21 protein-coding genes are annotated in these 25,941 nt (G+C 67.8%); 14 read left to right on the plus strand and 7 right to left on the minus strand.

Annotated elements, in window-relative coordinates:
- Nucleotides 1–27: 27 nt before the first annotated feature.
- From Q0C38_RS09170 to Q0C38_RS09180, 3 genes are all read right to left on the minus strand, one after another.
- Nucleotides 28–1,608 (minus strand): ABC transporter substrate-binding protein, encoded by a 1,581-nt coding sequence (locus Q0C38_RS09170; protein ID WP_291296780.1) that lies wholly within the window; start codon nt 1,606–1,608, stop codon nt 28–30.
- Between the two features lie 24 nt (nt 1,609–1,632).
- Nucleotides 1,633–3,075, minus strand: a complete 1,443-nt coding sequence (locus Q0C38_RS09175; RefSeq protein WP_291296781.1) for an amidohydrolase family protein — start codon at nt 3,073–3,075, stop codon at nt 1,633–1,635.
- 141 nt (nt 3,076–3,216) lie between these two features.
- Complete coding sequence (locus Q0C38_RS09180; RefSeq protein WP_291296782.1) at nt 3,217–4,776, minus strand: ABC transporter substrate-binding protein; 1,560 nt, start codon at nt 4,774–4,776, stop codon at nt 3,217–3,219.
- Between the two features lie 76 nt (nt 4,777–4,852).
- On the opposite strand from Q0C38_RS09180, the gene Q0C38_RS09185 reads away from it, so the two are divergent.
- From Q0C38_RS09185 to Q0C38_RS09200, 4 genes are read left to right on the plus strand one after another with little or no spacing between them, the layout of a single operon-like run.
- The gene (locus Q0C38_RS09185; protein WP_291296783.1) at nt 4,853–6,298 is read left to right on the plus strand and encodes an amidohydrolase family protein; all 1,446 of its coding nucleotides are present in this window, start codon (nt 4,853–4,855) and stop codon (nt 6,296–6,298) included.
- A 41-nt stretch (nt 6,299–6,339) separates the two neighbouring features.
- Nucleotides 6,340–7,755 (plus strand): amidase, encoded by a 1,416-nt coding sequence (locus tag Q0C38_RS09190; protein WP_291296784.1) that lies wholly within the window; start codon nt 6,340–6,342, stop codon nt 7,753–7,755.
- On the plus strand, nt 7,752–9,050 hold the full coding sequence (locus Q0C38_RS09195; RefSeq protein ID WP_291296785.1) for an amidase: 1,299 nt from the start codon (nt 7,752–7,754) through the stop codon (nt 9,048–9,050). Before Q0C38_RS09190 ends, Q0C38_RS09195 begins: the two co-directional genes overlap by 4 nt.
- A gap of 37 nt (nt 9,051–9,087) precedes the next feature.
- Nucleotides 9,088–10,068 carry a tripartite tricarboxylate transporter substrate binding protein gene (locus Q0C38_RS09200; protein ID WP_291296786.1) on the plus strand — a complete coding sequence of 327 codons (981 nt, stop codon included), beginning with the start codon at nt 9,088–9,090 and terminating at the stop codon, nt 10,066–10,068.
- Between the two features lie 90 nt (nt 10,069–10,158).
- On the opposite strand, the gene ggt is transcribed toward Q0C38_RS09200, so the two are convergent.
- From ggt to Q0C38_RS09215, 3 genes are all read right to left on the minus strand, one after another.
- On the minus strand, nt 10,159–11,760 hold the full coding sequence (gene ggt / locus Q0C38_RS09205) for a gamma-glutamyltransferase (RefSeq protein WP_291296787.1): 1,602 nt from the start codon (nt 11,758–11,760) through the stop codon (nt 10,159–10,161).
- Between the two features lie 82 nt (nt 11,761–11,842).
- Nucleotides 11,843–12,328 carry a GreA/GreB family elongation factor gene (locus Q0C38_RS09210; RefSeq protein ID WP_291296788.1) on the minus strand — a complete coding sequence of 162 codons (486 nt, stop codon included), beginning with the start codon at nt 12,326–12,328 and terminating at the stop codon, nt 11,843–11,845.
- A 4-nt stretch (nt 12,329–12,332) separates the two neighbouring features.
- A complete protein-coding gene (locus Q0C38_RS09215; protein ID WP_291296789.1) occupies nt 12,333–13,148 on the minus strand; it encodes an IclR family transcriptional regulator in 816 nt (271 codons plus the stop codon).
- 153 nt (nt 13,149–13,301) lie between these two features.
- Here Q0C38_RS09215 and Q0C38_RS09220 point away from each other — a divergent pair, with 153 nt between their 5' ends.
- Genes Q0C38_RS09220 through Q0C38_RS09245 form a run of 6 tightly spaced genes read left to right on the plus strand, consistent with a single transcriptional unit; the run spans nt 13,302 to nt 19,158 of the window.
- Nucleotides 13,302–14,183 (plus strand): enoyl-CoA hydratase/isomerase family protein, encoded by an 882-nt coding sequence (locus tag Q0C38_RS09220; protein WP_291296790.1) that lies wholly within the window; start codon nt 13,302–13,304, stop codon nt 14,181–14,183.
- 51 nt (nt 14,184–14,234) lie between these two features.
- A complete protein-coding gene (locus tag Q0C38_RS09225) occupies nt 14,235–15,359 on the plus strand; it encodes an ATP-grasp domain-containing protein (RefSeq protein WP_291296908.1) in 1,125 nt (374 codons plus the stop codon).
- An 11-nt stretch (nt 15,360–15,370) separates the two neighbouring features.
- Nucleotides 15,371–16,249 (plus strand): succinate--CoA ligase subunit alpha, encoded by an 879-nt coding sequence (locus Q0C38_RS09230; protein WP_291296791.1) that lies wholly within the window; start codon nt 15,371–15,373, stop codon nt 16,247–16,249.
- A gap of 32 nt (nt 16,250–16,281) precedes the next feature.
- Nucleotides 16,282–16,596 carry a (2Fe-2S)-binding protein gene (locus tag Q0C38_RS09235; RefSeq protein ID WP_291296792.1) on the plus strand — a complete coding sequence of 105 codons (315 nt, stop codon included), beginning with the start codon at nt 16,282–16,284 and terminating at the stop codon, nt 16,594–16,596.
- Nucleotides 16,589–17,956 carry an NAD(P)/FAD-dependent oxidoreductase gene (locus tag Q0C38_RS09240; protein ID WP_291296793.1) on the plus strand — a complete coding sequence of 456 codons (1,368 nt, stop codon included), beginning with the start codon at nt 16,589–16,591 and terminating at the stop codon, nt 17,954–17,956. The genes Q0C38_RS09235 and Q0C38_RS09240 overlap by 8 nt, the downstream gene beginning before the upstream one ends.
- A complete protein-coding gene (locus Q0C38_RS09245; RefSeq protein ID WP_291296794.1) occupies nt 17,953–19,158 on the plus strand; it encodes an FAD-binding oxidoreductase in 1,206 nt (401 codons plus the stop codon). The genes Q0C38_RS09240 and Q0C38_RS09245 overlap by 4 nt, the downstream gene beginning before the upstream one ends.
- A gap of 47 nt (nt 19,159–19,205) precedes the next feature.
- On the opposite strand, the gene Q0C38_RS09250 is transcribed toward Q0C38_RS09245, so the two are convergent.
- Nucleotides 19,206–20,846 carry a class I adenylate-forming enzyme family protein gene (locus Q0C38_RS09250; RefSeq protein ID WP_291296795.1) on the minus strand — a complete coding sequence of 547 codons (1,641 nt, stop codon included), beginning with the start codon at nt 20,844–20,846 and terminating at the stop codon, nt 19,206–19,208.
- Nucleotides 20,847–21,000: 154 nt separating this feature from the next.
- Here Q0C38_RS09250 and Q0C38_RS09255 point away from each other — a divergent pair, with 154 nt between their 5' ends.
- The 4 genes from Q0C38_RS09255 to Q0C38_RS09270 all read left to right on the plus strand — a co-directional run bounded on the left by Q0C38_RS09255 (nt 21,001) and on the right by Q0C38_RS09270 (nt 25,939).
- Nucleotides 21,001–22,086, plus strand: a complete 1,086-nt coding sequence (locus tag Q0C38_RS09255) for a hypothetical protein (protein WP_291296796.1) — start codon at nt 21,001–21,003, stop codon at nt 22,084–22,086.
- Between the two features lie 206 nt (nt 22,087–22,292).
- On the plus strand, nt 22,293–23,108 hold the full coding sequence (locus Q0C38_RS09260) for an enoyl-CoA hydratase/isomerase family protein (RefSeq protein ID WP_291296797.1): 816 nt from the start codon (nt 22,293–22,295) through the stop codon (nt 23,106–23,108).
- A gap of 72 nt (nt 23,109–23,180) precedes the next feature.
- Complete coding sequence (locus Q0C38_RS09265) at nt 23,181–24,224, plus strand: extracellular solute-binding protein (RefSeq protein ID WP_291296798.1); 1,044 nt, start codon at nt 23,181–23,183, stop codon at nt 24,222–24,224.
- Complete coding sequence (locus tag Q0C38_RS09270; protein ID WP_291296799.1) at nt 24,221–25,939, plus strand: iron ABC transporter permease; 1,719 nt, start codon at nt 24,221–24,223, stop codon at nt 25,937–25,939. Before Q0C38_RS09265 ends, Q0C38_RS09270 begins: the two co-directional genes overlap by 4 nt.
- Nucleotides 25,940–25,941: the final 2 nt, after the last annotated feature.

The following is a 25,941-nucleotide window of genomic DNA, read 5'->3' on the forward strand; positions in this document are numbered from 1 at the left end:
GGCCCCTCTCCCCCGGCGCCCCCCGGCTCAGTTCTTGCGGATGTTCCAGTAGAGGCGGGCCTGGCTCTGCAGCACGCCGCTGAGGTTGCGCCGATAGGCGGTGACGCCGCGGTACTGACCGAGGATGTAGTAGGGGACGACCTCATAGTAGAGGCGCGTCAGCTCCGCCGCGATGCGCTTCTGTTCGTCGGGCGATGCTGTCATGAAGGCGGTGCGCAGCCGCTCGATCCTCTCGTCGCAGGGCCAGCCGAATGGGCTGCGCTCGCACGCAGCGCCGGCAAAGGCGTTCATGATCGGGTTCTCGAGCCCCATCACGACATTCGCCGTGACGGTAAGCGACCATCCGCCGTCGCTGACTGGCGCGCGGTTCACGCGCCGTGAGGTGACGGTCGACCAATCCATCGTCTGCAGCTCGACGTTCACGCCGAGCTGGCGGAGCATCTGCGTCGCCACCTGCCCGTGGGTGTTCAGGTGTGGAATATCAGACGGCGCGATGAGCACGACGCGCTCGTTGTTGTAGCCGGCCTCGCGCAGCGCGGCGCGCGCGCGGTTCATATCCGGCCGCAGGTAGGGTTCGGCGCCGGCTGTCGATTCCAGCAGCGTTCCGCAGCCGAAATACGAGTGGCAGGTCTTCCAGTACTTCGGGTCGCCATAGGCCGCGCGGAGAAAGTTGGCCTGGTTGATCGCATGCAGCAGCGCCTGGCGCACGGCGGGCTTGTCGAACGGCGGCTGCGTATGGTTTGGTCGCATGAAGGCATGGCTGCCGATCGGGTCGACCTCGGCCACGACGACGTCGGGGTTGCGCTGGAGCAGCGCGATGAGATCGAGCGGCGGGTTCTCGAGCAGGTCGATCTCGTTGTTGTTCAGTGCCGCGACCTGGACCGCGACATCGGGCATGTAGCGCCACTCGACGCGGTCGACATGCACATGCTTGCCGCCTGCCGTGCCGCTTGCTTCTCCCGCGCGCGGCACATAAGCGCGGTTCCGCTCATAGACGACGCGCGAGCCGGGCACCCACTGGTCTCGCCGGAACGTGAACGGGCCTGAGCCGATCACCTCCGGAACCTGTTGGTTCGGATCGGTCTGCGCGAGGCGTTCGGGCATCATGAAGGGAACCGAGCTGTCGACCTTCGCCAGGGCATCCAGCACGAAGGTCACCGGCGCGCGAAGCTTCATCTCGAACGTCTTGGCATCGACGACCTCGAGGCCGGTGACGAAGCCGAGCAGCGCGCGACCCATGGCATCGCGCGCGCCCCAGCGCTTCAGCGATGCGACGCAGTCGGCGGCCGTGACGGGGGCGCCGTCATGCCAGGCAAGCCCATCGCGCAGCACGAAGCGCCAGGTCAGCCCATCATCGCTGCGCGTGAAGCTGTCGACCATCTGCGGCTGCGGGCGCCCCTCTGCGTCGAGGCCGAACAGCGTGTCCCACACCAGGAAGCCGTGGTTTCGGGTGATGTAGGCCGTCGTCCAGATCGGGTCGATGTTGCGCAGGTCACCGATCGGGGCGACGCGCAGAACGGTCTGCGCGGTCGCACCACCGAGCGATGTTGCAGCGATTGCAGCCGCGATCGCAGCACCTGCGATCCGGCGCTGGAATGATGGTGTCATGTGATGGATCTCCCTTGCGCGCTGTCAGGCGCTGCCGGCGACGGGAAGGCTGAGCGGCGAAAGCTGGTCGGCCGGGAGCTTCACGTACGAGCGCGTCGGCGCCTCGTCGAGCGAGCGCTGCTGCCACTTCTCGACGTCGATGAGGGCCGATTCCATGTCCATCGTCAGCACCTCGCGGTCGCGCACGACCTGCTGACCGCCGATGAACACGTGTCGCACGACGCGGCTGCCGGCGCTGTAGATCATGCTGCGCAGCGGGTCGCGCACCGGCCGCATCGCCGGGTCGCGGATGTCGATCAGCACGATGTCGGCCTGCATGCCAGGTGCCAGGCCGCCAATGTCCGTGCGGTCGAGCGCGCGGGCCCCACCGAGGGTCGCTGCATCGAACACCTGGCCCGTCGTCAGCCGCTCAAGGCGCCCCGACGCGACGCGGCCGAGGATGGCGGCCCAGGCCATCTCCATGACGAAATCATGTGGATGGCAATCCGTTCCGAGACCGACATTGATGCCGGCGGCAAGATAGTCGCCGAGGCTCTCCATCACGTGGCCATAGCGGGCAAACGGTGTCGGGCAATGCGCGACGGACGTGCCGGTTTCCTTCAGGATCGTCAGGTCGTCACGCGTTGGCCACTTCACCCAGGAATGGGTATCGATGAAAAGCCCATGGCCAACCGATGATCCGGGTCCGAGCACGCCGAGATCATGCAGCCAGCGCACTGGCGTCACGCCATGGCGGCGCGTCATCTCGTAGAACTCGACGGCACTCTGCGCCGCATGGATCTGCCAGAGCCGCCCGGTCTCGCGTGCGACGCGATGGCTTTCCTTGATGAGTTCCGGCGTGCAGGTGTCGATCTGCGCCGGATAGATCATGCCGGAGAGGCGCCCGCTTTCGTGCTTCTCGGCTTCCTCGACCGTCTCGATCGCCGCGCGGAACTGGCGCTCGCCGTCCGCGACATCCCACGCATAGTCGACGTGGTGGCCATTCTCCGAGTACCAGCGGGCGGATGCGAACATCGGCGCCGCGCAGACACGCATGCCGCTGCGCCCGAGGATCTCGACATAGCCAGGGTATGGGCGCATCGGGATGTCGAGCACCGTCGTCACGCCGGAGAGCAGGAGCTCGCAAAGCGCCAGCTGCTGCGAGGCCGGATAGCCGTCGGGATGGAGGCGGAACGGGGCCTTGCTGTCGTAGAGGCCGCTGCCGAACAGCTTCGGGTTGCCGAGCTCCTCGACGATGCCCTTGCCGATCGTCTGCATCGAAGGGTGGGAATGGATGTTCACGAAGCCTGGCAGCACCATGTAGCCGCTGCCGTCGATGACCGTGTCGGCCGGCTCATCCACCTTGCCGATCGCGCGGATGCCAGCCTCGTCAAAGAGGATGTCGACGTTCCGCCGGTACTCGTGCTGCCCGCTCCCCTTGTCGAGAGCAACAAGCCATGGAGCGTTCCTGATCAGCGTCGTTGACAAGCCTAGCCCTCCGGTCACGGCGACGCGTCCCGGCATCGCCAGTCATTCATGGATCGCACCATCCACGCAACTATTCGGGCATGCAACGGCGTGGCTTGCAAGAACCTTGTAGCGATGCACCCTGCTTCCAGGCCGTCGTGGCTAGGGGGCCCTGCGGAGCGACATCGCGAGCGTCCGCTCATCGCTCCGCGGCTCGTAGGTCAGCCCCTTGCGGGTCGCCCAGATGTTCACCTGATGATGCAACGGAATGATCGCGACGTCCTCGACCGCAAGCCGCATCCCCTCGACGAGCAGTGTCTGCCGCGCCGCCGGATCGAGCGTGGCGAGCGCCTGGTCGAGCAGCGCGTCGACGCGCGGGTTGCTGTAGCCCGAGCGGTTGAACCCGCCCCATCCGCGATCACGGTTGCGGGTGGCGAGCACGGCCTGGATCGGGCTGTCGAGCTCGCCCGTGCTGGTGCCGAAGCCGAGCATGCCGATCGAATACTCGTCACGCCCCGCCTTCGGGAAGTAGCTCGCGCTCGGCCCGATCTCGAGCGTGGTCTTCACGCCGATGCGCGTCCACATCTGCGCGATCGCCTGCAGCACGCGCGAGTCATTCACATATCGGTCGTTCGGCCCCGCGAGCACGATCGAGAATCCGTTCGGATAGCCGGCCTCGGCAAGGAGGCGGCGGGCCTGCTCGGGATTGTGGCGAGGCACGGCAAGGCTGGGATCGTGGCCGGCCATCCCCGCCGGCAGCAACTGCCCTGACGCCGCAGCGTGCCCGCCCATCACGCTGCGCACGATGCCATCGCGATTGATCGCGATCGAGAGCGCCTGGCGAACCCGCTGGTCCTTCAGCGGGTTGCGCTGCATCGGCCTGCCTTCCGCGTCGGCGACGCCTGGCGAGACCTCACGCGCGTGATCGAGGTAGAGGAAGACATTGCGCGCGCCCGGCGCCGAGAACACCGCTAGTGCCGCATTGCCGGCAAGCGCCGTGGCGTCCTCCGTCGGCACGACATCGATCATGTCGACATCGCCTGCCCTGAGTGCGGCGACGCGGGACGTGTCATTGGTCATCAGGCGGAACGAGACACGCTGCCACGGTTCGGGCTGGCCGTAGTACCTGTCATTCCGTTCGAGGACGACGCTGGCCCCCGGCGTGTAGCTGCCGAGACGGTAGGGGCCCGAGCCGATCGCGACGCGACCACTGTTGAAGTCAGACGTCGACGCTCCCTGCGCCGCCTCACGCGAGACGATCATCACGTTGACGAGCTGGTTGGGCATCAGCGGGAACACCGCGCGCGACTTCATCCGCACGGTCAGCGGATCGACGATCTCGAGCGCCGTGATTTGGCGGGTATAGAGCGTGAAGGCGCCTGGGCTGTTCTGGATGGTGGCGACGCGTTCGATCGAGAATACCACATCCTCGGCGGTCAACGGCGTGCCGTTGTGGAACTGCACGCCCGGCCTCAGCTTGAACTCCCAGGTCGTGTCGTCGATCGCACGCCAGGAGAGGGCGAGGTCAGGCTCGAGGCGGAATTGCGCATCCCGGCCAACAAGGCTGCCGAAAACGTGCTGGTGCAGCGCCATGTTGGGCGTCAGCGCATGGAAATGCGGGTCCATCGACGTGACGGCGGCCCCGTAACCGATGCGAAGCTCCTGCGAGGCGGCGGGGAAGGCCGCAACGAGAAGCGCGGCCGTAAGGATTTGCTTCCGCATCGGTTCGCTCCTGGACGTTTTGCTGTCGCACGGTAGCATGCGCGCCACCGACGGCAAGGCGCGAGGAACATCCGACATGCAACCACTCCTCATCACGGGCGGCCTGATCGTTTCCATGGATGCAAGGCGGCGCGTGATCGAGAACGGTTCGGTCGCAGTCCAGGATGGAACGATTGTCGGGGTCGGCGATGCGGCGGAAGTCGCCCCCCTCGTCCCTGGCGCGCGCGTGATCGATGCGACGGGCATGGCCGTTCTGCCAGGTTTCATCGATGTGCATGCACATGCCGGCCACGGTCTCGTGAAGACGATGGGTGGCGGGAATGCGGAGGCGTGGGGCAGGGCCGTCCAGGCCATTTACTATCGCGGCTCAACGCCTGCGTTCTGGGGCGCTGAAGGTGCATTGTCGGCACTTGAGCGGCTCATGTGCGGCGTGACAACAGGCCTGTCGATCTTCGGATCATATGGCTACCGTGGCGATGATCCAGCCTATCCCGAGGCCCAGATCGCCGCCTACGCGTCGGTCGGCGTGCGCAACGTGATCGCCGTCGGGATCGGGCGCCGTCCGTTTCCAAACAGCTTCGTGCGCTGGGAGGGCGATGTCGCGACCGAAACGTCAGCGACGCGCGAGGAGCAGCTTGCCGTCTGCGAGACGATCATCGCGCGCCATCACGGCGGCCATGACGGACGGACGATGGTCATGCTCGGCGCGCCACTCTGGTACCCGGGCCAGGCGGAGCGTGACCCACAACTCGTGGGCATGACGCTCGAAGACATCGCAGAGGTGCGGGCGCTGTCACGCAGAAGCGGCGTCGGCTTCACCCAGGATGCCCATCGCCGGGGGACCGTGCGGGCCATCCATGCCATCGGCGCGCTGGGTCCGGACGCCTTGCTGTCGCACTGCATCGACATCGATGCCGACGAGATCGCAATGATCGCCGAGACCGGGACGAAGGTCGCGCACAACCCCTCCGCCAACTACTCGATCCGTGGGCGATGCCCCGCGATCGAGCTCATGGACGCAGGAGCCGTGGTCGCGATCGCCTCCGACGGAACCGCTCCCGATCGCAGCTACGACATGTTCCGCCACATGTGGCAGGCGATGCACTATCACCGCCGGCACTTCCGTGACGAGATGGTGTTTCCGCCCGGCAAGGCGCTGGAGATGGTCACGATCGATGCGGCAAGCGCCCTCGGCTTGGCGCACAGGATCGGTTCGATCGAGGTGGGCAAGCAGGCGGATGTCATCCTTGTCGACCTTGCGAAGCCGCATCTCTATCCGCCGAACATGCCGCTCTATCGGCTCGTCTGCTTTGCCGTCGGGTCTGACGTCGATACCGTGATCGTTGGCGGAAAGGTACTGATGGAGAAGCGTCGCGTGCTGTCGGTAGATCCTGCCGCCGTGCTGGAGGCGGCGCGCATCGAGACCGAGAAGGCAATCGCGCGAACAGGGTTGCATGATCTGCTCGCAACGCCCGCGGGGTTCTGGGGCGGCACGCGCTACGCGGGATCGGCGCGCGCCTGAACAGGGATCGACCATGCGCACCTTGTCCTCACTGCCATACGATGACTGAACCTTGGCGGCTGACAGCGACTGAACTCGTGCGGCGGCGGCATGCCGGCCAACTTGGCGCTGTCGAGGTGGTGGCCGCGACGCTGGCGCGGCTTCGCGAGACGGCAGCCTCACTGAACGCCGTCGTCCACATCGACGAAGCCGGCGCGCGCGAGCAGGCGCAGCGGTTCGATGCCATGCCGCGTGCGATGCTTCCGCCGCTCGCCGGCCTGCCGATCCTCGTCCATGACCTGCTGCATGTCGCGGGAATGCCGACACGCTTCGGCAGCGTGGCCTTCGCGGATGATCCGCCGATGACGGGGGATGACCCCGCCGTGCTTGCCCTGCGCGAGGCAGGGGCGATCATCCTCGGCAAGGCGAACGTTCCCGCGTTCGGCGCCGGCGCTGCCTGCGTGAATGACCTTCATGGAGCGACGCGCAATCCGTGGGATCTGGGACGGACGCCCGGTGGCTCGGGTGGTGCCGCGGCCGTTGCGGCGGGGGCCGCGTTCGGCACGACAGGCGGCGATCTCGCGGGAAGCCTCCGTGTGCCCGCGTCCTTCTCCGGCCTCGCAGGATTGCGCCCCAGCGCGGGGCGTGTGCCGCGCCGCAGTGGCCCGCTCGCGTTCGACGACCTGAACGTGATCGGCCCGCTCGCGCGCTGTGTTGCCGATGCAGCGCTGCTGCTCGATGCGATGAGCGTCGCCTGCGGTAGCGATCCGCTCGCGCTTGGACCGCCGGCGACACCCTTCCTTGCCGAGGCGGAGGCGCCGCGGATGCCGTCATCGATCGGCGTTTCACATGCGCTCGGCCTCGCTCCCGTCGATGACGAGGTTGCCGCCTGTGTCGATGCCGCCATGGCGCGGTTCGCATCCGCTGGCGCGCGCGTCGCCGCCGCGACGATCGATCTCGCGGAGGCACCCGGCGTGTTTGCCGTCAAGCGCGCGCTGTGGTTCTCGATCGCGATGCGTCCTGTCGTCGAGGAGCGGGGAGCGCAGCTTCCCCCGTCGGTGACCGAGAACCTGGAGCGCGCGGAGCGCCTGTCGCTTGCTGAGGTCGCGGCCGCCGAGGCGGGTCGGGCACGGTTGTATGCGGCGATGATGCGTGGGCTTGCGGAGCACGGCGTCATCGCCAGTGCCGCGACGATCGTTCCCGCCCTTCCGCTTGGCCAGGCGCGCGTGACAGAAGCGCAAGGCACACGGTTCGAAGGCGGCGCGGTGGACTGGCTGCGCCCGACCACAGCGGTTACGCTCCTGGGATGTCCGTCTCTCGTCCTTCCCTGTGGGTTCACGTCCGGTGGGCTTCCCGTCGGCCTGCAGCTGATCGCCCCGCCACGGCAGGAGGCTTTGCTCCTGCGAACGGGGGCATGGCTTGAGCGCGCGCTGGGATTGGCCGATCGCCTGCCGATCGACCCACGAGGCGCTGCATGAGTGATTCGTTCCCGCTTGCCCATGCCGCGCACAGGATTGCGGCAGGGGAAGTGTCCGCCACGCAGTTGCTTGAGGTAGCCCTTCAACGTGTCACGGCGTCCGAGGCGCGAGTGCATGCCTTCACGATCCTCTCGATCGACGCGGCGCGCGCCGCCGCCGCCGCATGCGACACCGGGCCGGTGCGCGGTCCGCTCCATGGCGTGCCGATCGCCGTGAAGGACGTGTTCGATACCGCGGACCTGCCCACCGCGTATGGCTCACCGATCTGGCAGGGGCATCGCCCGCGCGCCGATGCCTCGGCCGTTGCACTGGCCCGCGCGGCCGGGGCGGTGATCCTCGGCAAGACGGTGACGACGGAGTTTGCGTCCTACACTCCGGGGCCCACGACGAACCCGCACGACATCGCACGCACGCCGGGTGGCTCATCCTCAGGCTCCGCCGCAGCCGTCGCTGCCGGCATGGTGACTGCGGCTTTCGGCACGCAGACGGCCGGCAGCATCATTCGCCCCGCGGCTTATTGCGGCGTCGTCGGCTACAAGCCGAGCTTCGGCGTGATCTCGCGTGCCGGCATGAAGCCGCTCGCCGAGAGCTTCGATACCGCGGGGACGCTGGCCTGCACCGTCGCTGATGCCGCGCTGCTCGCCGGTGTTGCGGCGGGCCGGCATGATCTGGCCGCTCCCGTGGCCGCCGATGCGTGGCCAACCATCGGGCTGTTCCGCTCCGACTGGTGGGATGAGGCGGAACCCGCGCAGCGCGCGGCGATCGAGGCGGTTGCGGAGGGCTTGCGCAGTGATGGTGCGCGCGTCGTCGACCTGGCCGCTCCCGCCATTCCCTGGGTGAATGCGCTGCACAGCGAAGCGATGGCCTGGGAAGCCGCGCGCGCCTTCGCGTGGGAGCGTGCCGCGCAGCCTCATGCGCTTAGTCCAAAGCTTGCGGAGATCCTGACGCGCGGAGCGGCAATGACACCCGCCCGGCTCGAGGTGGTCTGGAGCGGTCTCGCGCGCGCACGGGCGAAGCTCTCTGCCCTGTTCGAGCGATGCGATATCGTGTTGACGCCGCCCGCTCCAGGCCAGGCGCCGCTCGGGCTGGATGGCACCGGTTCGCCGACCTTCAACAGGATCTGGTCACTTCTCGGCGGGCCCTGCCTGACGCTCCCGTGCGGGCGTAGCCCTGATGGCATGCCGCTCGGTGCGCAGCTTGTCGCTCTGCCGGGGCGCGATGCATCGTTGCTCGGCATGGCGAGCCGCGTCGAGAAAATCGTTTCGGCAATGTATGTTCCCTGCGCTGCGGCGTGATCGCAGACGCCCACAGCGTTAGCATGAGAGGTCTACGATGACACTGACACGACGAGCGACCCTTGCTGCCGCAGCCGGCGCGGCTGCCTTCCCGTTCGCCTCGGGGGCGCAGGCAGCATGGCCATCCCGTCAGATCCGGCTCGTCGTCCCCTTCGCCCCTGGGGGAACAACCGATCTCGTGGCGCGCATCCTTGCCAACCACCTCCAGGAGCAGCTCGGGCAGACGGTGATGGTCGACAATCGGCCAGGGGCGGGGGCTGCGCTCGGCTCCCAGCTCGTCGCCGATGCAGCACCGGACGGTTACACCCTGGTCGTCTCGAACGCCGCCTCGCATGCGGTCGCCCCTGCGCTCTCGCGGCACGTGCGCTACGATCCCGTCAACGGCTTCAGCCATATTGCGCTGATCGCCACCACGTCCCTCGTCGCGGTCGTGAACCCACAATGGGGGGTGACGAGCATCGCGGACCTGATCCGCGCCGCGCGCGCCGAACCAACGGGGGTCGACTTCGCCGCGGCCGGGGTTGGCACTTCCGGCCATCTCGTCGGCCTTCGCTTCGCGCAGCGCACGGGCATCACGCTCAACCACATTCCCTATCGGGGCTCCGGCCCAGCGCTGAATGACCTGATCGCCGGCAACCCGAAGCTGATGTTCGACAGCCTCGCCTCGTCGATCGGGCATATCCGCAGCGGCACCTTGCGTGCCATTGCCGTGATGGATGCGCGGCGATCGACGTTTCTGCCCGATGTGGCATCGATCGCCGAGCAGGGCTTCCCCGACATCACCTCGAACTCATGGTTCGGGATTTCCGGCCCGCGCGGCTTGCCTGAGCCGATCGTCGAGCGGCTGAACAGGGAGATCCGGGCAGCACTGCAGAACCCGGACCTTCGCCAGCGCTATCGCGACCTGACGGCGGAAATCCCCGACACGACGGCCGCGCAGTATCTCGCCTTCGTCGAGAGGGAGCGCCAGGTCGTGGCCGACGTCGTGCGGTCAGCGAGCATCAGCGTACCGGACTAGCCATTCCTGGGCGGGCAGTTCCATCCGCTGACGGACCACTCCGCGATTGAGCGTCGGCGGATACTGCTGTTGCTGCGCAGGCCACGCGACTTACGCAACGGCGAAGCCCCCGCTTCCCGTGCGCGGGTCGCTGCCGCCGCTCCAGGTTCCCGCATCCGCGATCAGGCATTGTGCGCGGCTGAAGGACGGATCGTAGCTGTACGGCCGGTGCTCGACAGCCAGGCCCGATGCGCGAAGCGCGTCGACGACACGGGCCGAGACCCGCGCCTCCGCCTGGACCGCGCTTCCTTCCGCGTGGATGCGCGGGGCGGCGACCGCTTCGGCCGCACTCATGCCGAAGTCGATCACGTTCGAGATCGTCTGCGCGACCGATGAGATGATCGCCGACCCGCCCGGCGCGCCCACGGCCATCCACGGCCTGCCGTTACGGAACAGGATCGACGGCGACATCGCCGTGCCGCGGGCCTTGCCGGGCCTGATGCCGTTGGGGTGATCCGGGTCAGGGTCGAACAGCTTCATCGAGTTGTTGTACATGAAGCCGAGCCCGGGCGTGATGACACCGGATGCGGTGGCGAGCGTGTGCGTCAGCGAAACGACATTGCCGGCCGCATCCATCACGCAAACATGCGTCGTGCCGTGTTCGCGTGGGGGGGCCGCGACATCGTGTGTCGCCGCGCCACGGATCCGCGTGACCGCCGGGTCGATCCTGTCGGCGCCGAGCACCGTCTCGGCTGAGAACGGAACGAAGAAGGGATCGCCGACGAGATCGTACCGTCCCGCCTGGCCCTCGATGAGCGCGCGCGCGAGCACGCCGAGATGCGCCGCACTGCCATGCGCCATCGCGCGGAGATCGAAGGCTTCGAGGATTTTCAGGATGGCCAGCACCATGATGCCACCGCAGGGCGGCGGGGCGGTCGCCACGGTGATGCCGCGATAGGTGATCGAGACCGACTCCTGAGGCCTGGGCGCGAACCCGCGGAGGTCATCCTTCGTGATCCACGCGTCGTGCTTCTCGAGGTCGTCGGCGATGCGGGCACCGAGGACGCCGTCATAGAAGCTGCGCCCGCCCTCACGTGCGATCATCTCGAGCGTGTCCGCGAGGCCGGGATTGGGGATCATATCGCCGACGTCATGAAGCGTTCCGTCAGCGCGCAGGTAGAGGTTGCGGCTCTCCTCCGTCGCGGAGACGCGCGCCCGCCCGTCCGCCAGGCCAGGCTGAGGCCGCCGCGTGAGGAACTCCACCAGGTGCGGCATCACCCAGGTGCCGCTGCGCGCCAATGCCGCCGCAGGGCGCACGAGGTCGGCCCAGGGGCGGGTTCCGTGCCGCGCGTGCAGTTCGGCAAGGCCCGCAACGGTTCCCGGGACCATGATCGAGCGATAGCCGAGTTCGCTCGAATAGTCGTTGTGGAGTGTCGCGCGCCCGAACGCGGCACGGCCGCGCGTGTTGCGAAGATACATCGTCGGCGTGCAGCGGCTTCCGGCGCGGGCCTGGAAATCGATGACCTCATGCCGGCCATCGGCCGTGACGACATGGGCCGTTCCCATGCCGCCGATGCCGCACATGAACGGATCGTCGATCTCCTGGGCGAAGGCGGTGGCGATGGCCGCATCGAACGCATTCCCGCCCGCCTCGAGGACACAGGCCCCGATCTCGCACGCCCGCGGCTGCGGCGCGACAACAGCACCCTTCATCGTTTCGTCCCCGACCGTGATCCCGCTCCGATACGAGCGATCCTGCGCGTCGCCTGGCACGCGTACAAGGTGGACAGTTGGTTCACTGCTGATTGCGAACAGCCAGCACCACCAGCGGAACGTCGCGGCCCGCGAGCGGCACCGTGACATCGTCGCCCATGCCGCTGCCGATCAGGGCAGCGGCAACCGGTGCCCGCCATCCGATGAGCCCGCGCGTTGGATCTGCTTCATCATCGCCGACGATGTGCAGTACGACTTGGCCGCGGCCGGGCCACGCCACGGTCACCTGCGAGCCGAAGCCAACCTCGTGCGGGTCGGCAGGCGGCGCAGTGATGCGCGCGGTGGCGAGGCGTGCGGTCCAGTATCTGCGCTCGCGATGCAGGCGATCCGCGTCGGCCCGTTCCGGCAACCCGCCCTCGTCGGCGAGGCGACGCTCGATCGCATCGAGGGCGGTCACGATCCGGGTGTGGCCCTCAGCCGTGACGGGGTTGGGGCCCGGCGGCACCGGGATCTCGGGCAGCTGGCCTGGCACCTCGCCATCGGGTTCGCGGACGAACGCCTTGCTCATCGCTCTACGCCATTGGCATCGGATGGAACTCGCTCGTGCCCGAGATTGCCCTGGCGGCGTCGACAATGGTCGGTCCGAGCTTCAGCGCGAGCTCCGCCCCCGTCCAGTCAGCGATCGAGACCGAGATGTTGATTGCGGCGGTGCTTCTGCCGTCGGCATTGCGCACGGGCGCGGCGAGCGAGATGTCACCGATCGACGTCTCCTGCTCGGTCAGCGCAAAGCCCTGCGCTCTCGCCTTGCGGATCTCAGCCATGATCGCGTCGGGTGACGTCCTGGTGTGCCCGGTATAGGCGACAAGCTTCGAGCGATCGAGAACGGCCAGCACCTCGTCATCGGTCAGGGTGGACAGGATGGCCCGGCCGCTCGCCGAGCAGAACGCAGGCCGGCGCATGCCGAGCACGACGTCCACCGTGACGGCCCGCCGACCGGGATAGCGCACGACGTAGATGACATCGGTATCGTCCAGCACCGTCATGTTGACCGTGGCGTCGAGCGACTTGTTCAGCTCGTAGAGCTGGTGGCGTGCGCGGGCGACGATCGGGTCGGTGCGCAGATAGATCATTCCGAGGCTCATGACCTTGGGCGAGATCGTGTAGCGCCGCGCCTTGCTGTCCTTGTGCAGGTAGCCGAGGGCCGCGAGGGTGTATGTGAAGCGCTGCGCCGCGCTCTTGTCCAACCCTGTCAGCTCGGCGATTTCGGTCAGGCTCAGGCTGCGCCCGCCCAACTCGAAGGCCCGCAGGATCCGGAACGCCTTCTCGACCGAGGACACGAACCAGGCCGGTTCCGCCGTTGCCGCCTTCGCGTTGAGCATGTCGTCCATCGTCCGCTGAAACCCTCGCTCCGCTCTGGTCACCGAGGCCAGGGCATTCACCAAACTATGCGCTTGACATGACCACCATGCTGCGAATGATATTGCATACCGATAACGTGGCTTGCAATAACTACAAGTAAGCCCTCGCAGATGGGACACATCATGAGCCAGACAGCCCCGCCGTCAGTACCCGGTAACGCTGGCGCCCAGGTCGAGCAAGCGGCAGATGCGCGCCTCGGCTACGATGTGTCCGACGGCATTGCCACCATCACCATTCGGCGCGCCGAGAAGCTGAACGCGCTTCTGCCCGACATGATCCTCGTCATGGCTGACCTGATCGAGTGCGCGCGGCGCGACGCGAAGGTGCGCGCGGTCGTGCTGCGTGGCGAGGGTAGCAGCTTCTGCGCGGGCGATGACCTCCATCCCGAGGATCGGTTCAAGTACGGACCGCCCGACATGCACACGCGACTCAAGATGGGCTACCCCCGTCTCGTCAGCGACATCATGCAGCTGCGCAAGCCCGTGGTCGCAATGATGCGCGGCTATGCTGCCGGGGCGGGATTCGATCTCGCCCTCGCGTGCGACTTCCGGATCGCGGCACCCGACACGCGCATGGCCGCGATCTATGTCAGGCGTGGGCTCGGTGGCGGCGCGACCTACCTGCTGCCGCGCTTCGTCGGCCTCGGCAAGGCGACCGAGCTGCTGCTGCTCGGTGGCTGGATCGATGCCGAGGAGGCGCTGCGCCTGCACCTCCTGACACGCGTCGTGCCGGAGGAGCAGCTCGAGGCCGAGACCTACGCGCTGGCGGGAAAGCTCGCGAAGGGACCGACACAGGCGATCGGCGCGATCAAGAACGCACGCAACCAGGGGCTCGGGCTCGATCCCGTCAAGGGCCTGGAGGCGCAGATCCTCTGCAATGTCGAGCTCATGTTCCATCGCGATGCGCGCGAGGGGCCGCGCGCCTTCCTGCAGAAGCGCGAGCCCAATTTCACCGCCGAATGGATCGACCTCCAGTACGACGCGGTCGATGCCGACTATCGCTAGCCGAGGTTCGTTCCTGCGTCGCAATCGTTGCGGGAGACGCCAGGCGTGATCATGCTGCTTGAGCATGAAGGCAAGGCAATCCTTGCCTCGTGCGGCATCGCCATTCCCAAGGGCGGCCTCTACCGCTCCCTTCCCGACACGCTCGACGGCGAACTGATCGTCAAGGCACAGGTGTTCGCCGGCGGTCGCGGCAAGGCAGGCGGAATCCGCGCCGCGACGGGGAGGGCACAAGCGCTCCGCATGGCGGAGGAGATCGCCGCGAAGCCGCTTGCCGGCGCGCGTGTCGAGGACGTGTACGTCGAGCACAGGCTCGCGATCGCCCACGAATACTACCTCGCAGCGATCGTCGATCGCGATCTCGGCATGCCGGTACTCATGGCCTCGGCTGACGGTGGCATGGACATCGAGGCCGTGCCGCACGACCGCCTGATGCGGCAAAGTGTTGACCCGCTGCTGGGCCTCGAACCCTTCATGGTCGATCGGCTCGTCAGGGGGCTCGGCTTGGCAGGCGATCAGGCAACGGCCTTCGCGCGCCTGGTCGAGCAGGTCTATCGCGGCCTGATCGCGAACGATGCCGAACTGATCGAGATCAACCCGCTGGTGCTGACGAAGGACGGCGCCTTCGTGGCGGCCGACGCCAAGGTCGTGCTCGACGAGGATGCGGCGTTCCGCCACCCCGGCCGCCGCGCGCAGCCGGAGGGCACCGCATTCGAGCACGCAGCGCGCGCGCTCGCGGTCATCGGCGTCGAGATCGGCCCGGCCGGTGGCGTTGCCGCGATCATGAACGGGGCGGGGCTGACGATGGCGACGCTCGACGAGATCATTGCACTCGAAGGCCCGGTCTCCGGCGTGGTCGAGTTGCACGGCGCAACCATGCAGGGGGGGGACCGCATCGCCGACGTGATCGCATGCGTGCTGGAGCACCTCGATCCGGCAGTGATCATGGTGAACATCCACTTCCAGTTCCGCAGCCTGGAGACGATCGCCGAAGGCGTCCTGAAGGCGATGGACCGCCTGCCGCTCCTCACGCCCGATCGACTTGTGCTGCGCCTTCGCGGCGAGAAGGAAGCCGAGGCGCGCGCCATGCTCGCCGACCGAGGCCTGACCGTCATCCGCGATTTCGGCCCGGCATGCGTCGAGGCGGTGAGACTGACCCGCCCCGCGACCGCCGCCTGAGGACAGCACCGTTGGCAATCATCGTCGACACCTCCTCGCGGATCCTGATCCAGGGCATCACCGGGCCCACAGGTCGCAGCTATGCCGAGCGCATGGTCCGTGATGGCACGCCGCTCGTCGGCGGCGTCGCACCAGGCCGGCAGGGACAGACTGTTGCCGGCGTTCCCGTGTTCGACAGCGTCGAGGACGCGGTGGCCGCGACCGGGGCGGATGCCGCGCTGAGTGCGGTGCGCAGCACGCTCGCGATGGGTGCTGCCCTCGAAGCGCTGTCGGCGGGCATCCGCACCCTCGTCGTCTATACCGAGAACGTTCCGCTGCATGACGCCATCCGGATGCGCGCCTATGCGCGGGCACGCGGGGCGCGCCTGCTCGGCCCCAACTCGGCCGGCGTGATCAGCCCAGGGCGCGCCAACCTGGCTGACCTGAACGACAGCAACCTGCGGCCAGGACGGATCGGGATCGTTTCGAAAAGCGGCACGTTAACCTACGAGGTGATCGACGACCTCCAGGCCTGCGGCTTCGGCGAGAGCAGCGTCGTCTGCCTCGGCGGCGATCCGGTGATCGGCACGACCTATGCGGATGTCCTGCCGTTGTTCGAAGCCGATGCCGAGACCGATCTCGTGGTGCTGATCGGCGAGCCCGGCGGGCGCCTGGAATACGAGGCGATCTCGGCGATGCGGGGCATGACGAAACCGGTCGTCGCCTACATCGCGGCGCAGAACGCACCACCCGAGAAGCGGATGGGCCATGCCGGCGCGATCTACGACAGCGGCGACACATCGGCCGCCGCCAAGCTCGCGGCCTTCCGTGCGGCAGGTTGCGAGGCGGTCGGACGGGTGACCGAGGTCGCCGCCGCGGTCGAACGGGCACTGCGACGCGCCGCGGCGTGACCGGGCCGCCCGGCATCGGGGAGGCACGGCAGATGAGGGAGACGGTCGTGGCGTCACCGATGCTGTTCCGCGTCGCGTCGTTCGACACGCCCGTTGTCAACCTCACGGTGGATGGCAGGTCGATCCAGGCAAGGCGCGGTGAAAGCGTTCTGGCGGCCATGCTCAGCCATGGCGGCCATGTGCGCCGGCATGAGCATGGCGGCGCGCCGCGTGCGAGCTTCTGCCTGATGGGCGCGTGCCAGGATTGCTGGGTCTGGATTGGGGCGGGCGAAAGGGCCCGCGCCTGCACGACGCCGGTGGCGGACGGGATGGAGGTCTCGACCTCGCCGACTGTCCACGGTGGCTAGGGTCGTCGTCATCGGGGCGGGGCCGGCGGGCATTGCTGCCGCCGAGGTGCTGTCGCGCGCCTCGGTCGAGGTCGCGGTGATCGACGAAGCGCCGCGAGCCGGAGGCCAGTATCATCGCGCCCCTGCGCCGGGGCTCGCGCTCGACATGCGCCGGCTGCTCGGTACCGGCTATGCCGCCTACGAAACATTCCACAACGACGCAGCGTCAGTCTGTTCCAGGGTCGATTACCGGCCCGGCACGCTGGCCTGGGGCGTGCACGGCGGGGCCGTTCACCTCGCCTCACGCGGCGCCGCGAAGGCGCTCGGCTACGACGCGCTCGTGCTGGCGACGGGCGCGACTGATCGCATCATGCCTGTGCCGGGATGGACGCTGCCTGGCGTGTTCACGCTGGGCGGCGCCCAGGCGCTGCTCAAGGACCAGGGCTGCCTGATCGGGCGGCGCGTCGTCGTGTGCGGCAGCTCGCCGCTGCTCTATCTCGCCGCCGTGCAGTACCTGCGGGCCGGCGGCGAGATCGCGGCGGTGATCGATACCACCCGCTTCGCGGACAAGCTGCGTGCCTTGCCCGACATGCTCGCCGCGCCACGCGTGCTGCGTGACGGGCTGCACCACATGGCCGCGCTGAAGCGGCGTGGTGTCAGGATCATCCACGGCGCCACGATCGACGCATTCGAGGGCGAGGAACGCGTCGGCGCGGTCGTCTGCACCCCGCCGAACAGGATGCCGCTGCGCATCGCCTGCGACGCCGTCGCCTATGGGCATGGCCTTCGGCCCGAGACGCAGCTTGCTGAACTCGCTGGATGCGCACTGCGTTTCGATGCCGCGCAACGGACCCATGTGCCGGAGACCGACCTCGATGGCCGTGCAGGGCAGGGGGTCTATGTCGCCGGAGATGGCGGCACGATCGGCGGTGGACAGGCTGCTGCCGTGTCTGGCCGGCTGGCCGCTGCGGCCGCGCTGAGCGATCTCGGCGCGACGACCAACGACGTCGATCTCGAAGCAGGGCGCAGGATGCTGCAACGGCTGCGGCGCTTCCAGCGAGGGCTTGCGACGGCGTTCCGCTGGCCGGGAGAACGAGCCGGGCAGCTGGACGACGCCGTGATCCTGTGTCGATGCGAGAACGTCACCATGGGCGAGGTCCGCGCCGCCATCGCTCTCGAGGACGGTGCGGCCGAGGTTAACCGCATCAAGGCAGCGACCCGCTGCGGCATGGGCCGGTGCCAGGGGCGGTTCTGCGGTCCCGGCCTGGCGGAGGTGGCGGCAATCAGCGCGCAGCACCCCGGCAGCGAACGCGATCGGCTGCGTGTTCAGGCCCCGATCAAGCCCTTGCCCATCGCGCTCGCCGAGGATGTCGTCCCGTGAGCGCCATCGACGTGGATGTCGCGATCGTCGGCGGCGGGCTGATCGGTTGCATGACGGCCTTCGCGCTGTGCAAACGCGGCCGCAGCGTCGTCGTGCTCGAACGGGGACGTGTCGGTGGCGAATCGAGCGGGGTGAGCTTCGGCAGCCTGCGCCTTCAGGGCCAGCATGCCGTCGAGTTGCCGCTCGCGCTGCGGGCCCACGAGATCTGGGAGACCATCGAGGAAGAGCTCGGCGAGAGCATCCAGTTCGCCCGGCATGGGCATGTGCATCTCGCTTTGAACGACGAGCATCGTGCACGGCTTGAGAGCAACGCACGCCACGGCCGCGCGCACGGGATGGACATCACGCTGCTCGACCGTGAGATGACACTGCGCCGGTGGCCGTTCCTGAGCGACAAGGTGGTCGCCGCGTCGTGGTCAACGCGCGATGCGGTGGTCAACCCGCGGCTGGTCGCGCCAGCCTTCGCGCGCGCGGCCCGGCGGCTCGGCGCGACGATCCACGAAGGCATCGAGGTCGCGCGCGTCGAGCAGGGCGGCGGCCGCTTCATCGTGCATGGCAGGATGCGCGATGGGTCGGAGCCGGTGATCAGCTCAGCTGCGCTGGTCAATGCCGCGGGCGCATGGTCGGACACTCTGGCGGCGCAGTTCGGCGAGACGATACCGCTTTTTGCAGCCGGCCCTGCCGAGCTGGTGACGGAGCCGATCCCGCCGTTTGCGGCTCCGGTGATGCACGTGGTCGATGGCAGCATCCTGTTCCGCCAGACCGACCGGGGGAATGTGATCATCGCCGGACATCCGCGAATGAAGGTCGACGCCGAGACACGACGGGCCCGTGTTCCGCCGGACAAGATCCTTATCAATCTGGCACGGCTGGTCGCGATCGTGCCGCGGATGCGCGCCCATGCCGTCATCCGAAGCTGGACCGGCATCGAGGGCTATGTCGAGGACATGATGCCCGTGCTCGGCCCGAGTTCGACCACGCCGGGCCTCTACCACGCCTGCGCCTTCAGTGGGCACGGCCTGCAGATGGGCCCCGCCGCCGCGGTGGCCATCGCCGAGCTGATCGCCGACGGTGCAACGACGATGCCGATCGCGCCATTCGACATCCGGCGCTTCTATGCCACGGGGCAGCAGAGGACGCTGTCGCTCGCGGAGGAATTCCAGGCCGATGTCCTGCCGCCGCGTGACGGTCTCGTGCGCTAGATCGTGATCCGCAGTGGCGGATCACGATCGACCCAGCGGATATTGCTCTAGACCCAGCCGCCGGCGACGCGATCCCAGCTGCCTGCGCGCAGGTCATCCTTGCCGGCGACGAGGTCCGGCTTGCGGACCTTGCCGCTGGTCGAGCGCGGCAGCGGCTCGGTGCAGTACTCGATGAGGCGCGGCACCTTGAAGGGAGCGAGGCGCCGGCTGCACTGGGCGATGATCTGTTCGGGGGGCAGATCCGCGACGCTGCGGCCGTCACCGAGCACGATATAGGCCTTCACCTCCTCGCCACGCAGGGCGTCGGGCACCGGCAGCGCCGCCGCCTCGGCGATCCCTGGGATGGCGAGCAGCGCCGCCTCGACCTCCGTCGCCGAGATGTTCTCGCCGGCGCGGCGGATCATCTCCTTGATGCGGCCCTGGATGGTGACGAAGCCATCGGCATCCTGGGTGGCAAGGTCGCCGGTGCGGAACCAGTCGCCGTGGAACGCGGCGGCGGTCGCCTCCGGCTTGTTGTGGTAGCCGATGAGCATGCCAGGGCCGCGGATGAGCAACTCGCCACTCGCCCCTGCCGGCAGGGTCCTGCCGTCCGGCGCGGCGATGCGAACCTCCCGGAACGGCCCAGCGATGCCGCATGAGCCGGAACCGACCATCTCAGCCGCCTCGATCGGCATGATCAGGCCGACGCCGATCTCGGTCATCCCGAAGGCGGCGCGCGCAGGAAAACGGAAACGTCGTTCGAGCTCGGCGTGAAGCTCGCTCCGATGGATCGCGAGATTGCCGCGCACCAGGTGCAGCGACGCATCGTCGGGCCGCGGCGGCACCTGCGTCATCGCATCCATCGGGAACCAGCAGAACTCGATCTCGTACTGCCGCAGCCAGCCACAGAAGCGCGTCAGGCTCAGATAGGGCGCGACATGCAGTGCCGCACCCTGGAAGAAGGCCATCAGCATCAGCCATTGCGGCGTCATGTAGAAGAATGGGTTCGACGACATGATGCGGCGATAGCGGATGCCGTCGCTGGCGGCGTAGGCCTTGGCGCAGGTCAGCCAGTAGCGCTGGGTGAGGAGGCAGCCCTTCGGCCAGCCTGTCGTTCCAGACGTGTATTGAATGTTGAGGAGGTCATCGAGCCCGGGCGGGACGGCGGGGTGAAATTCCGGCCTCGATCGATCGACGAGGTCCTGCCAGCACGCCATGCCCGGCGGCGTGCGGGCGCCGACCACGATGGTGGCGGCGAGCGCGGGCCTGGGCGCCGCCATCTCGTCGAGGAGCGGAACGAAATCGCCGTGGATCACGAGATGCGCGGCACCACTGTCCGACAGCACGTAGTGCAGCTCATGCGGGGTGTAGCGGGTGTTGACCGGCACCATCACCGCGCCGATCGCGGCAAGGGCCAGCCAGGTCACCGGCATTTCCGCGACATTGGGCAGCATGACGCCGACATGGCTGCCACGGCCAACCCCTGCCCCCGTCAACCCGTTGGCGAGGCGTCGCACTGTGTCGAGCAACCGTGCATACGAGAACTGCTCGCCGCCTTCGATGAAGGAGAGGGCCAGGGCATCGGGTGTGGCCGCGGCAGCGGCCTCCAGCAGCGCGATGACGCTGTCTGGAAGCGGCTCGGTCTCGATTCGACGGTAACGCTCGCGGGCCAAGCCCAGCCATTCGAACGTGGTGCTCAGCTGTGTCACCCTTCGGTGCGCCTGCGCCGGTCAAGCGCGGCGCGTCGTGGCTCCATTTCAGGATGCCCACGCCAATTTCCATGTCAACTCTTCTATTACATTGCGGTATCAGTGCCTGCCATGACTGCATGTCGCCCAGATGGGCTGGTGGGTGGGGAACGGGATGGCGGCAAAAGCTGATATCGTCATCTTCGGCACGGGCAGTTTCGCCGCTCGCATCCTGCTCGACCTCGCCGCAACGGCGTCGGAGCAGGTGTCGGTCGCGATTGTGGGGCGGAACCGCGATCGCCTCGCCTGGCTGAGGACCGCAGCGAACGCCCGCGCCGCGATGTTCGGTACCGGCGCGCGCGTGACCGATCATCCCCTGGAGGATCTGTCGGTCGACGCTGTCGGCGCGCTGATCGCCGCCCTGCGCCCCTCCGTCGTCGCGAATACGGCCTCGGTCCAGGGTGGGCGCGTGATGACGGACCGCCCCGATGGCTGGGCCATGCTGGTCCGGGAGGTCGGGCTCGGCTGCACGGCGCTGCTGCAGACCCGCATCTCGTACGACATCGCCGCGGCCATTGCCCGGGTCGCGCCTGACGCCGCCTTCGTGAACTGCTGCTACCCCGATGTCGTCAACCCGATGCTGGCCGCAGCGGGGCTGCCCATCGCGTGCGGGATCGGCAACGTTGCCATCCTCGCCCACGCCTTCGCCGGCGTGCTCGGCCCGGGCCACGGCCGCCTCCACCTTCTGGCCCAGCATGCCGCTCTCTCAGCTTTCCGGCGCCCATCCGCCCAACGCGCCGGCATCGCGCCGCTGCGACTCTGGATCGATGGAGTAGAGGTGGCGAACGTGTTCGACCGTTTCGCCACCGTAAAGCTCTCCCCTGAGCCGGTCATCGACGTTTCCGGTGCATCCGGCGTGCCGCTGTTCCTGGCGATTGCGGCAGGCAGGGCGTGGCGCGGGCACGTGCCGGGCCCGAACGGCCTCAGTGGCGGCTACCCCGTGCGGATGGAAGGCGGGCGGATCGCGCTCGATCTTCCGGACGGCGTGACGGAGGACGAGGCCGTCTCCTGGAACAGGAGGTTCGAAGGGGAGAACGGCATCGTGGTCGGGTCGGATGGGATGGTGCGCTATACCGGTCGGGTCGAGGCAGCGTTGCGTGGCATCAGCCCGGACATCGCCGCGGGATTCCCGATGACGGCGTTCGATGCGGCCTACGTTGCCATGTCGGACCTTCGCGCGCGATTGCGGCAGGGCGGCTAACGGCTGTTTTTCGTTCCGCACCGGGCGCATCCCGTTTGACATCCGGCTGTCGTTTCGGCACCATTCAAGCTTAAGTATCTCATACCGATACTCGCGGCTGCATAAACCGCTCGCCAATCAGCCGCAGTCGCGCATCGGAATGCTCGCTCGTCGATGGGATCGTCGACGAGAGGTTGGGACTGGCTCACCATCTCCGTGGAGGTACCGTGCCTGACGCCGCCCGACCTGACGACGCACGAACCGACGTCATCCGATACGAGTGCCGCGACCGGATCGCGACCATCAGCCTCAACCGGCCGGAGAAGCTGAACGCCTTCGACGATGCGATGGTGATGCGCTTGGCCGAAGTGCTGCACGCGTTCGATATCGATCCCGAGGCCGATGTCGCGGTGATGCGCGGCGAGGGACGGGCCTTCTGCAGCGGTGCCGATGTCCACCAGCGCCAGCTCCGTCCCGAGGCGGAGATGAAGAAGCATGGCGGGCCGCAGGGGTGGGGTGCGCACAGCGCCGATCTCTTCACCCGCGCCATCAACTGGAAGCCTGTCATTACCGCGCCGCACGGCTTCGCGGTCGGGCTGGGGCTCGCCATGGTCCTCGAAAGCGACATCATCGTCGCCGAGGCCGGCACGAAATTCCAGGTCGCCGAGACTGTCCGCGGCCTCTCCGGTTCACGTCATTGGGCGCTGCTGGGCTATCGCGGCCTCAGGTCCTTCGCGACGGAGGTGACGATCACCGGCCGCTTCTTCACGGCGGAGGAGGCCCAGGCAGCCGGGGTGGTCGATCGCGTCGCACCGCCGGGGCAACATCTCGCTCACGCCTATGACATGGCGCGGGCGATCGCGGCGAACCCGCCGCTCAGCGTCCGGGCCACCGTGCGGACGCGGCGCTGGTACATGGAGCAGGCCGAGCGCGAGGCCTATCTGCAGACCAATCCGCTGAAGCTGCACCTGACCGAGGATTTCAAGGAAAGCGCACGCGCGTTCGCGGAGAAGCGAAAACCAGGCCCGTTCAAGGGTCAATGACGGCGTCGGGGGCGCCGCGGCAGTCTCGATGACAACAGACTGGCTTCAAACAACCGGGAAAGGACGACACCGATGACAACAGAACACGCTGGAAGCTCCCTGCACCGCAGGTCGCTCCTGATGGGCGCGGCCGTTGCGGGCGCAGCGCCGTTCCTGCGGGCCTCGCCGAGCATCGCGGCGAGCGACCCGGCAGTGATTGCGGCCGCGCGGCGGGAAGGCACGGTAAGCCTCTACACCTCCGCCTCGACCGGCCCGTCCAATGCGATCGCCGAGGCGTTCCGGCGGAAGTACGGCATCACCGTCACGGTCTACCGCGCCGGCTCGGCCGATATCACGACGCGCGTGCAGACCGAGGAAGGTGCCGGCCGCCCGCAGGCCGACGCGCTCATCATCGAGGAGCCGGGGCTCAGCCTGGTCCGCCCCTTCCTCGCGGCCTACGACTCGCCCGAGCGCGCCGCCATCCCGGCCGAGTACAAGTCGCCTGACGCGACGCTGATCCGCATGTACGTGGCGCAGATCGGCTGGAACACCCGTGTGGTGGCGGCCGCGAACGCGCCGAAGGATTGGGTGGACCTGCTCGATCCCAAGTGGAAGGGGCGGTTCGGCTCGCTCGACCCGCGCGTCACGGCGACAACGCTGGCCTGGCTGGTGATGGTCGGCAATCTCTACGGCCCGACCTTCCTGCAGCGCTTCGGGGCCAACCAGCCCAAGCTCTACGCGAGCACGAACGCGATGTCGCAGGCGATCGTGTCGGGCGAGATTGACCTTGGCCTCACCAACTCCTTCGGTGTCATCCAGATGGCCGAAACCGGCGCCCCCATGGCTGGCATGATCCCGAAGAACACGGTGCTGTTCGGCGGCAACATCTCGGTCTTTGCCAAGGCGCCGCGCCCCAATGCCGCGCGGTTGTTCTGCGACTTCGCCTGCTCGGCCGAGGGCCAGACCATCATCAATGTCGCTGGCGCAACGATCCCGACGCACCCGGGTGCTTCTGCGCCGAAGGCCGGCAACCTCGCCGAGATGAGCAAGGTCCATACCTTCGCCCAGCCTGACTACAAGCAGCTCATCGCCGACACGCCCAGGCTCCTCGCCGAGTGGGAGAGGCACGTCAGATGAGCATGGCTCGGCCGGCGGGTGCGGGGGCGCGAGCCGCCCGCGCCTCGCTGAGCTGGGACCATGCGGTGTTCGCCATGATCGCCGCCGCGGTGGCGATCATGGTCACCTATCCGGCCGTTCTCGTATTCCTGCGGAGCATCTCCACAGAGGACATCGGCAGCGCGCTGACGCTCGAATGGCTGCGCGCCCTGTTCGATTCAAGCCGCAGCCGGGAGGCGCTGGTCAACACCGCCATCTACGCCGCCGGTTCGTCGGTGCTGGCGATGGCGCTCGGCGTCGGAATGTCGTTCCTCTCGACGCGCACCGACATTCCGGGCGCAAGGATGCTCGGCCTCCTGGCGATCCTGCCGATCCTGGTGCCGCCCTTCATCCTGGTCGTCGGCTGGGTGGCACTCGCCGACCCAAATGCGGGCCTCATCAACATCGCCGCATCCTGGCTGATGGGTGGGCGCACGGTCGCCTTCAACATCAACACCATGTTCGGCCTGATCTGGATGACGGGGCTGTTCCTGTCGCCCTATGTCTACCTTCTCGTCGCGGCCGGATTCAGGAACTGCGACCCCGCGATGGAGGAGGCCGCACGCGTCTCCGGCGCAAGCCGCCTTCGGCTGTTGCGAACCGTCATCCTGCCCCTGCAACGCCCGGCCCTGCTCGCCGCACTCCTGCTCGTCGTGATCATGAGCGCGGGCGACTTCGTGATCCCGTCCACGGTCGGCCTCAAGGCGCGCATCTACTTGCTGCCGAGCCTGATCTGGCAGAATTCGAGCACCTTCCCCCCTCGCCCCGGCCTCGCCGCAGCGCAGTCGATGCTGCTCGTCGTGATCGGCCTCATCTGCATCTTCTTCCAGCGCCGCGCGCTGCAGCGCGGCGGCCGCTACACGCTGCTCGGCGGCAAGGGAGCGGGCCTCACCACGTTTCCGCTCGGCAGGCTGCGCTATCCGCTGGCCGCGCTCGCGTTCCTGTTCGCCCTGTGCTCGTCGCTGCTGCCGGTGCTGTCGGTCAGCATGATGGCGTTCATGCGCTTCTGGGCACCGTATGCCATGACACCGGAGAACATGACCCTCCGCAACTTCAGGTACGTGCTGTTCGAGTACCCGAAGGTCTGGCCATCGGCGCAGAACAGCCTGCTGCTGGCAGTGCTCGGCGCGACGCTCTGCGTCCTGCTTGCGGTCGTCCTCGCCTGGTACATCATCCGGATGCGCGGGCGGTTCGCGGGTCTCGTCGAGTACGCGATGGTCATTCCGCTGGGCGTCCCGGGCATCGCGCTCGGCGTCGGCATCCTCAGCCTGTGGATCCTCGTTCCCGGTGGCATCTATGGAACGGTGTGGATCCTGTTGCTCGCCTACGTCACCGCGCATATTCCGGTAGCGCTCCAGTTCATCGGCAGCGCGCTGCACCGCATCCATAACGACCTCGAGGACGCCTCGCGCATCTCCGGCCGTTCGCTCCTCGGAACCCTCCGGCGCATCAACATGCCACTGATGCGTCCTGCCCTCATCGGCTGCTGGCTGCTGATCTATGTGGTGATCCTCAGGGAGGTCTCGCTCGTGATCCTGCTCTACAATCCGAGCACGATCATCCTCTCCGTCGGCCTGATGGATATCTGGGGCAGCGGCTTCTACCCCGAGCTGGCCGTCTACTCGTTGCTGCTCCTCGTGCTCGGGCTCGTCCCGGTGGTGCTGTTCGGGCGGTTCGCGAAGTTCACGGCTGACTGATG

Origin of the sequence: Elioraea sp. (assembly GCF_022842375.1) — a bacterium.
Lineage (GTDB): Bacteria > Pseudomonadota > Alphaproteobacteria > Acetobacterales > Acetobacteraceae > Elioraea_A.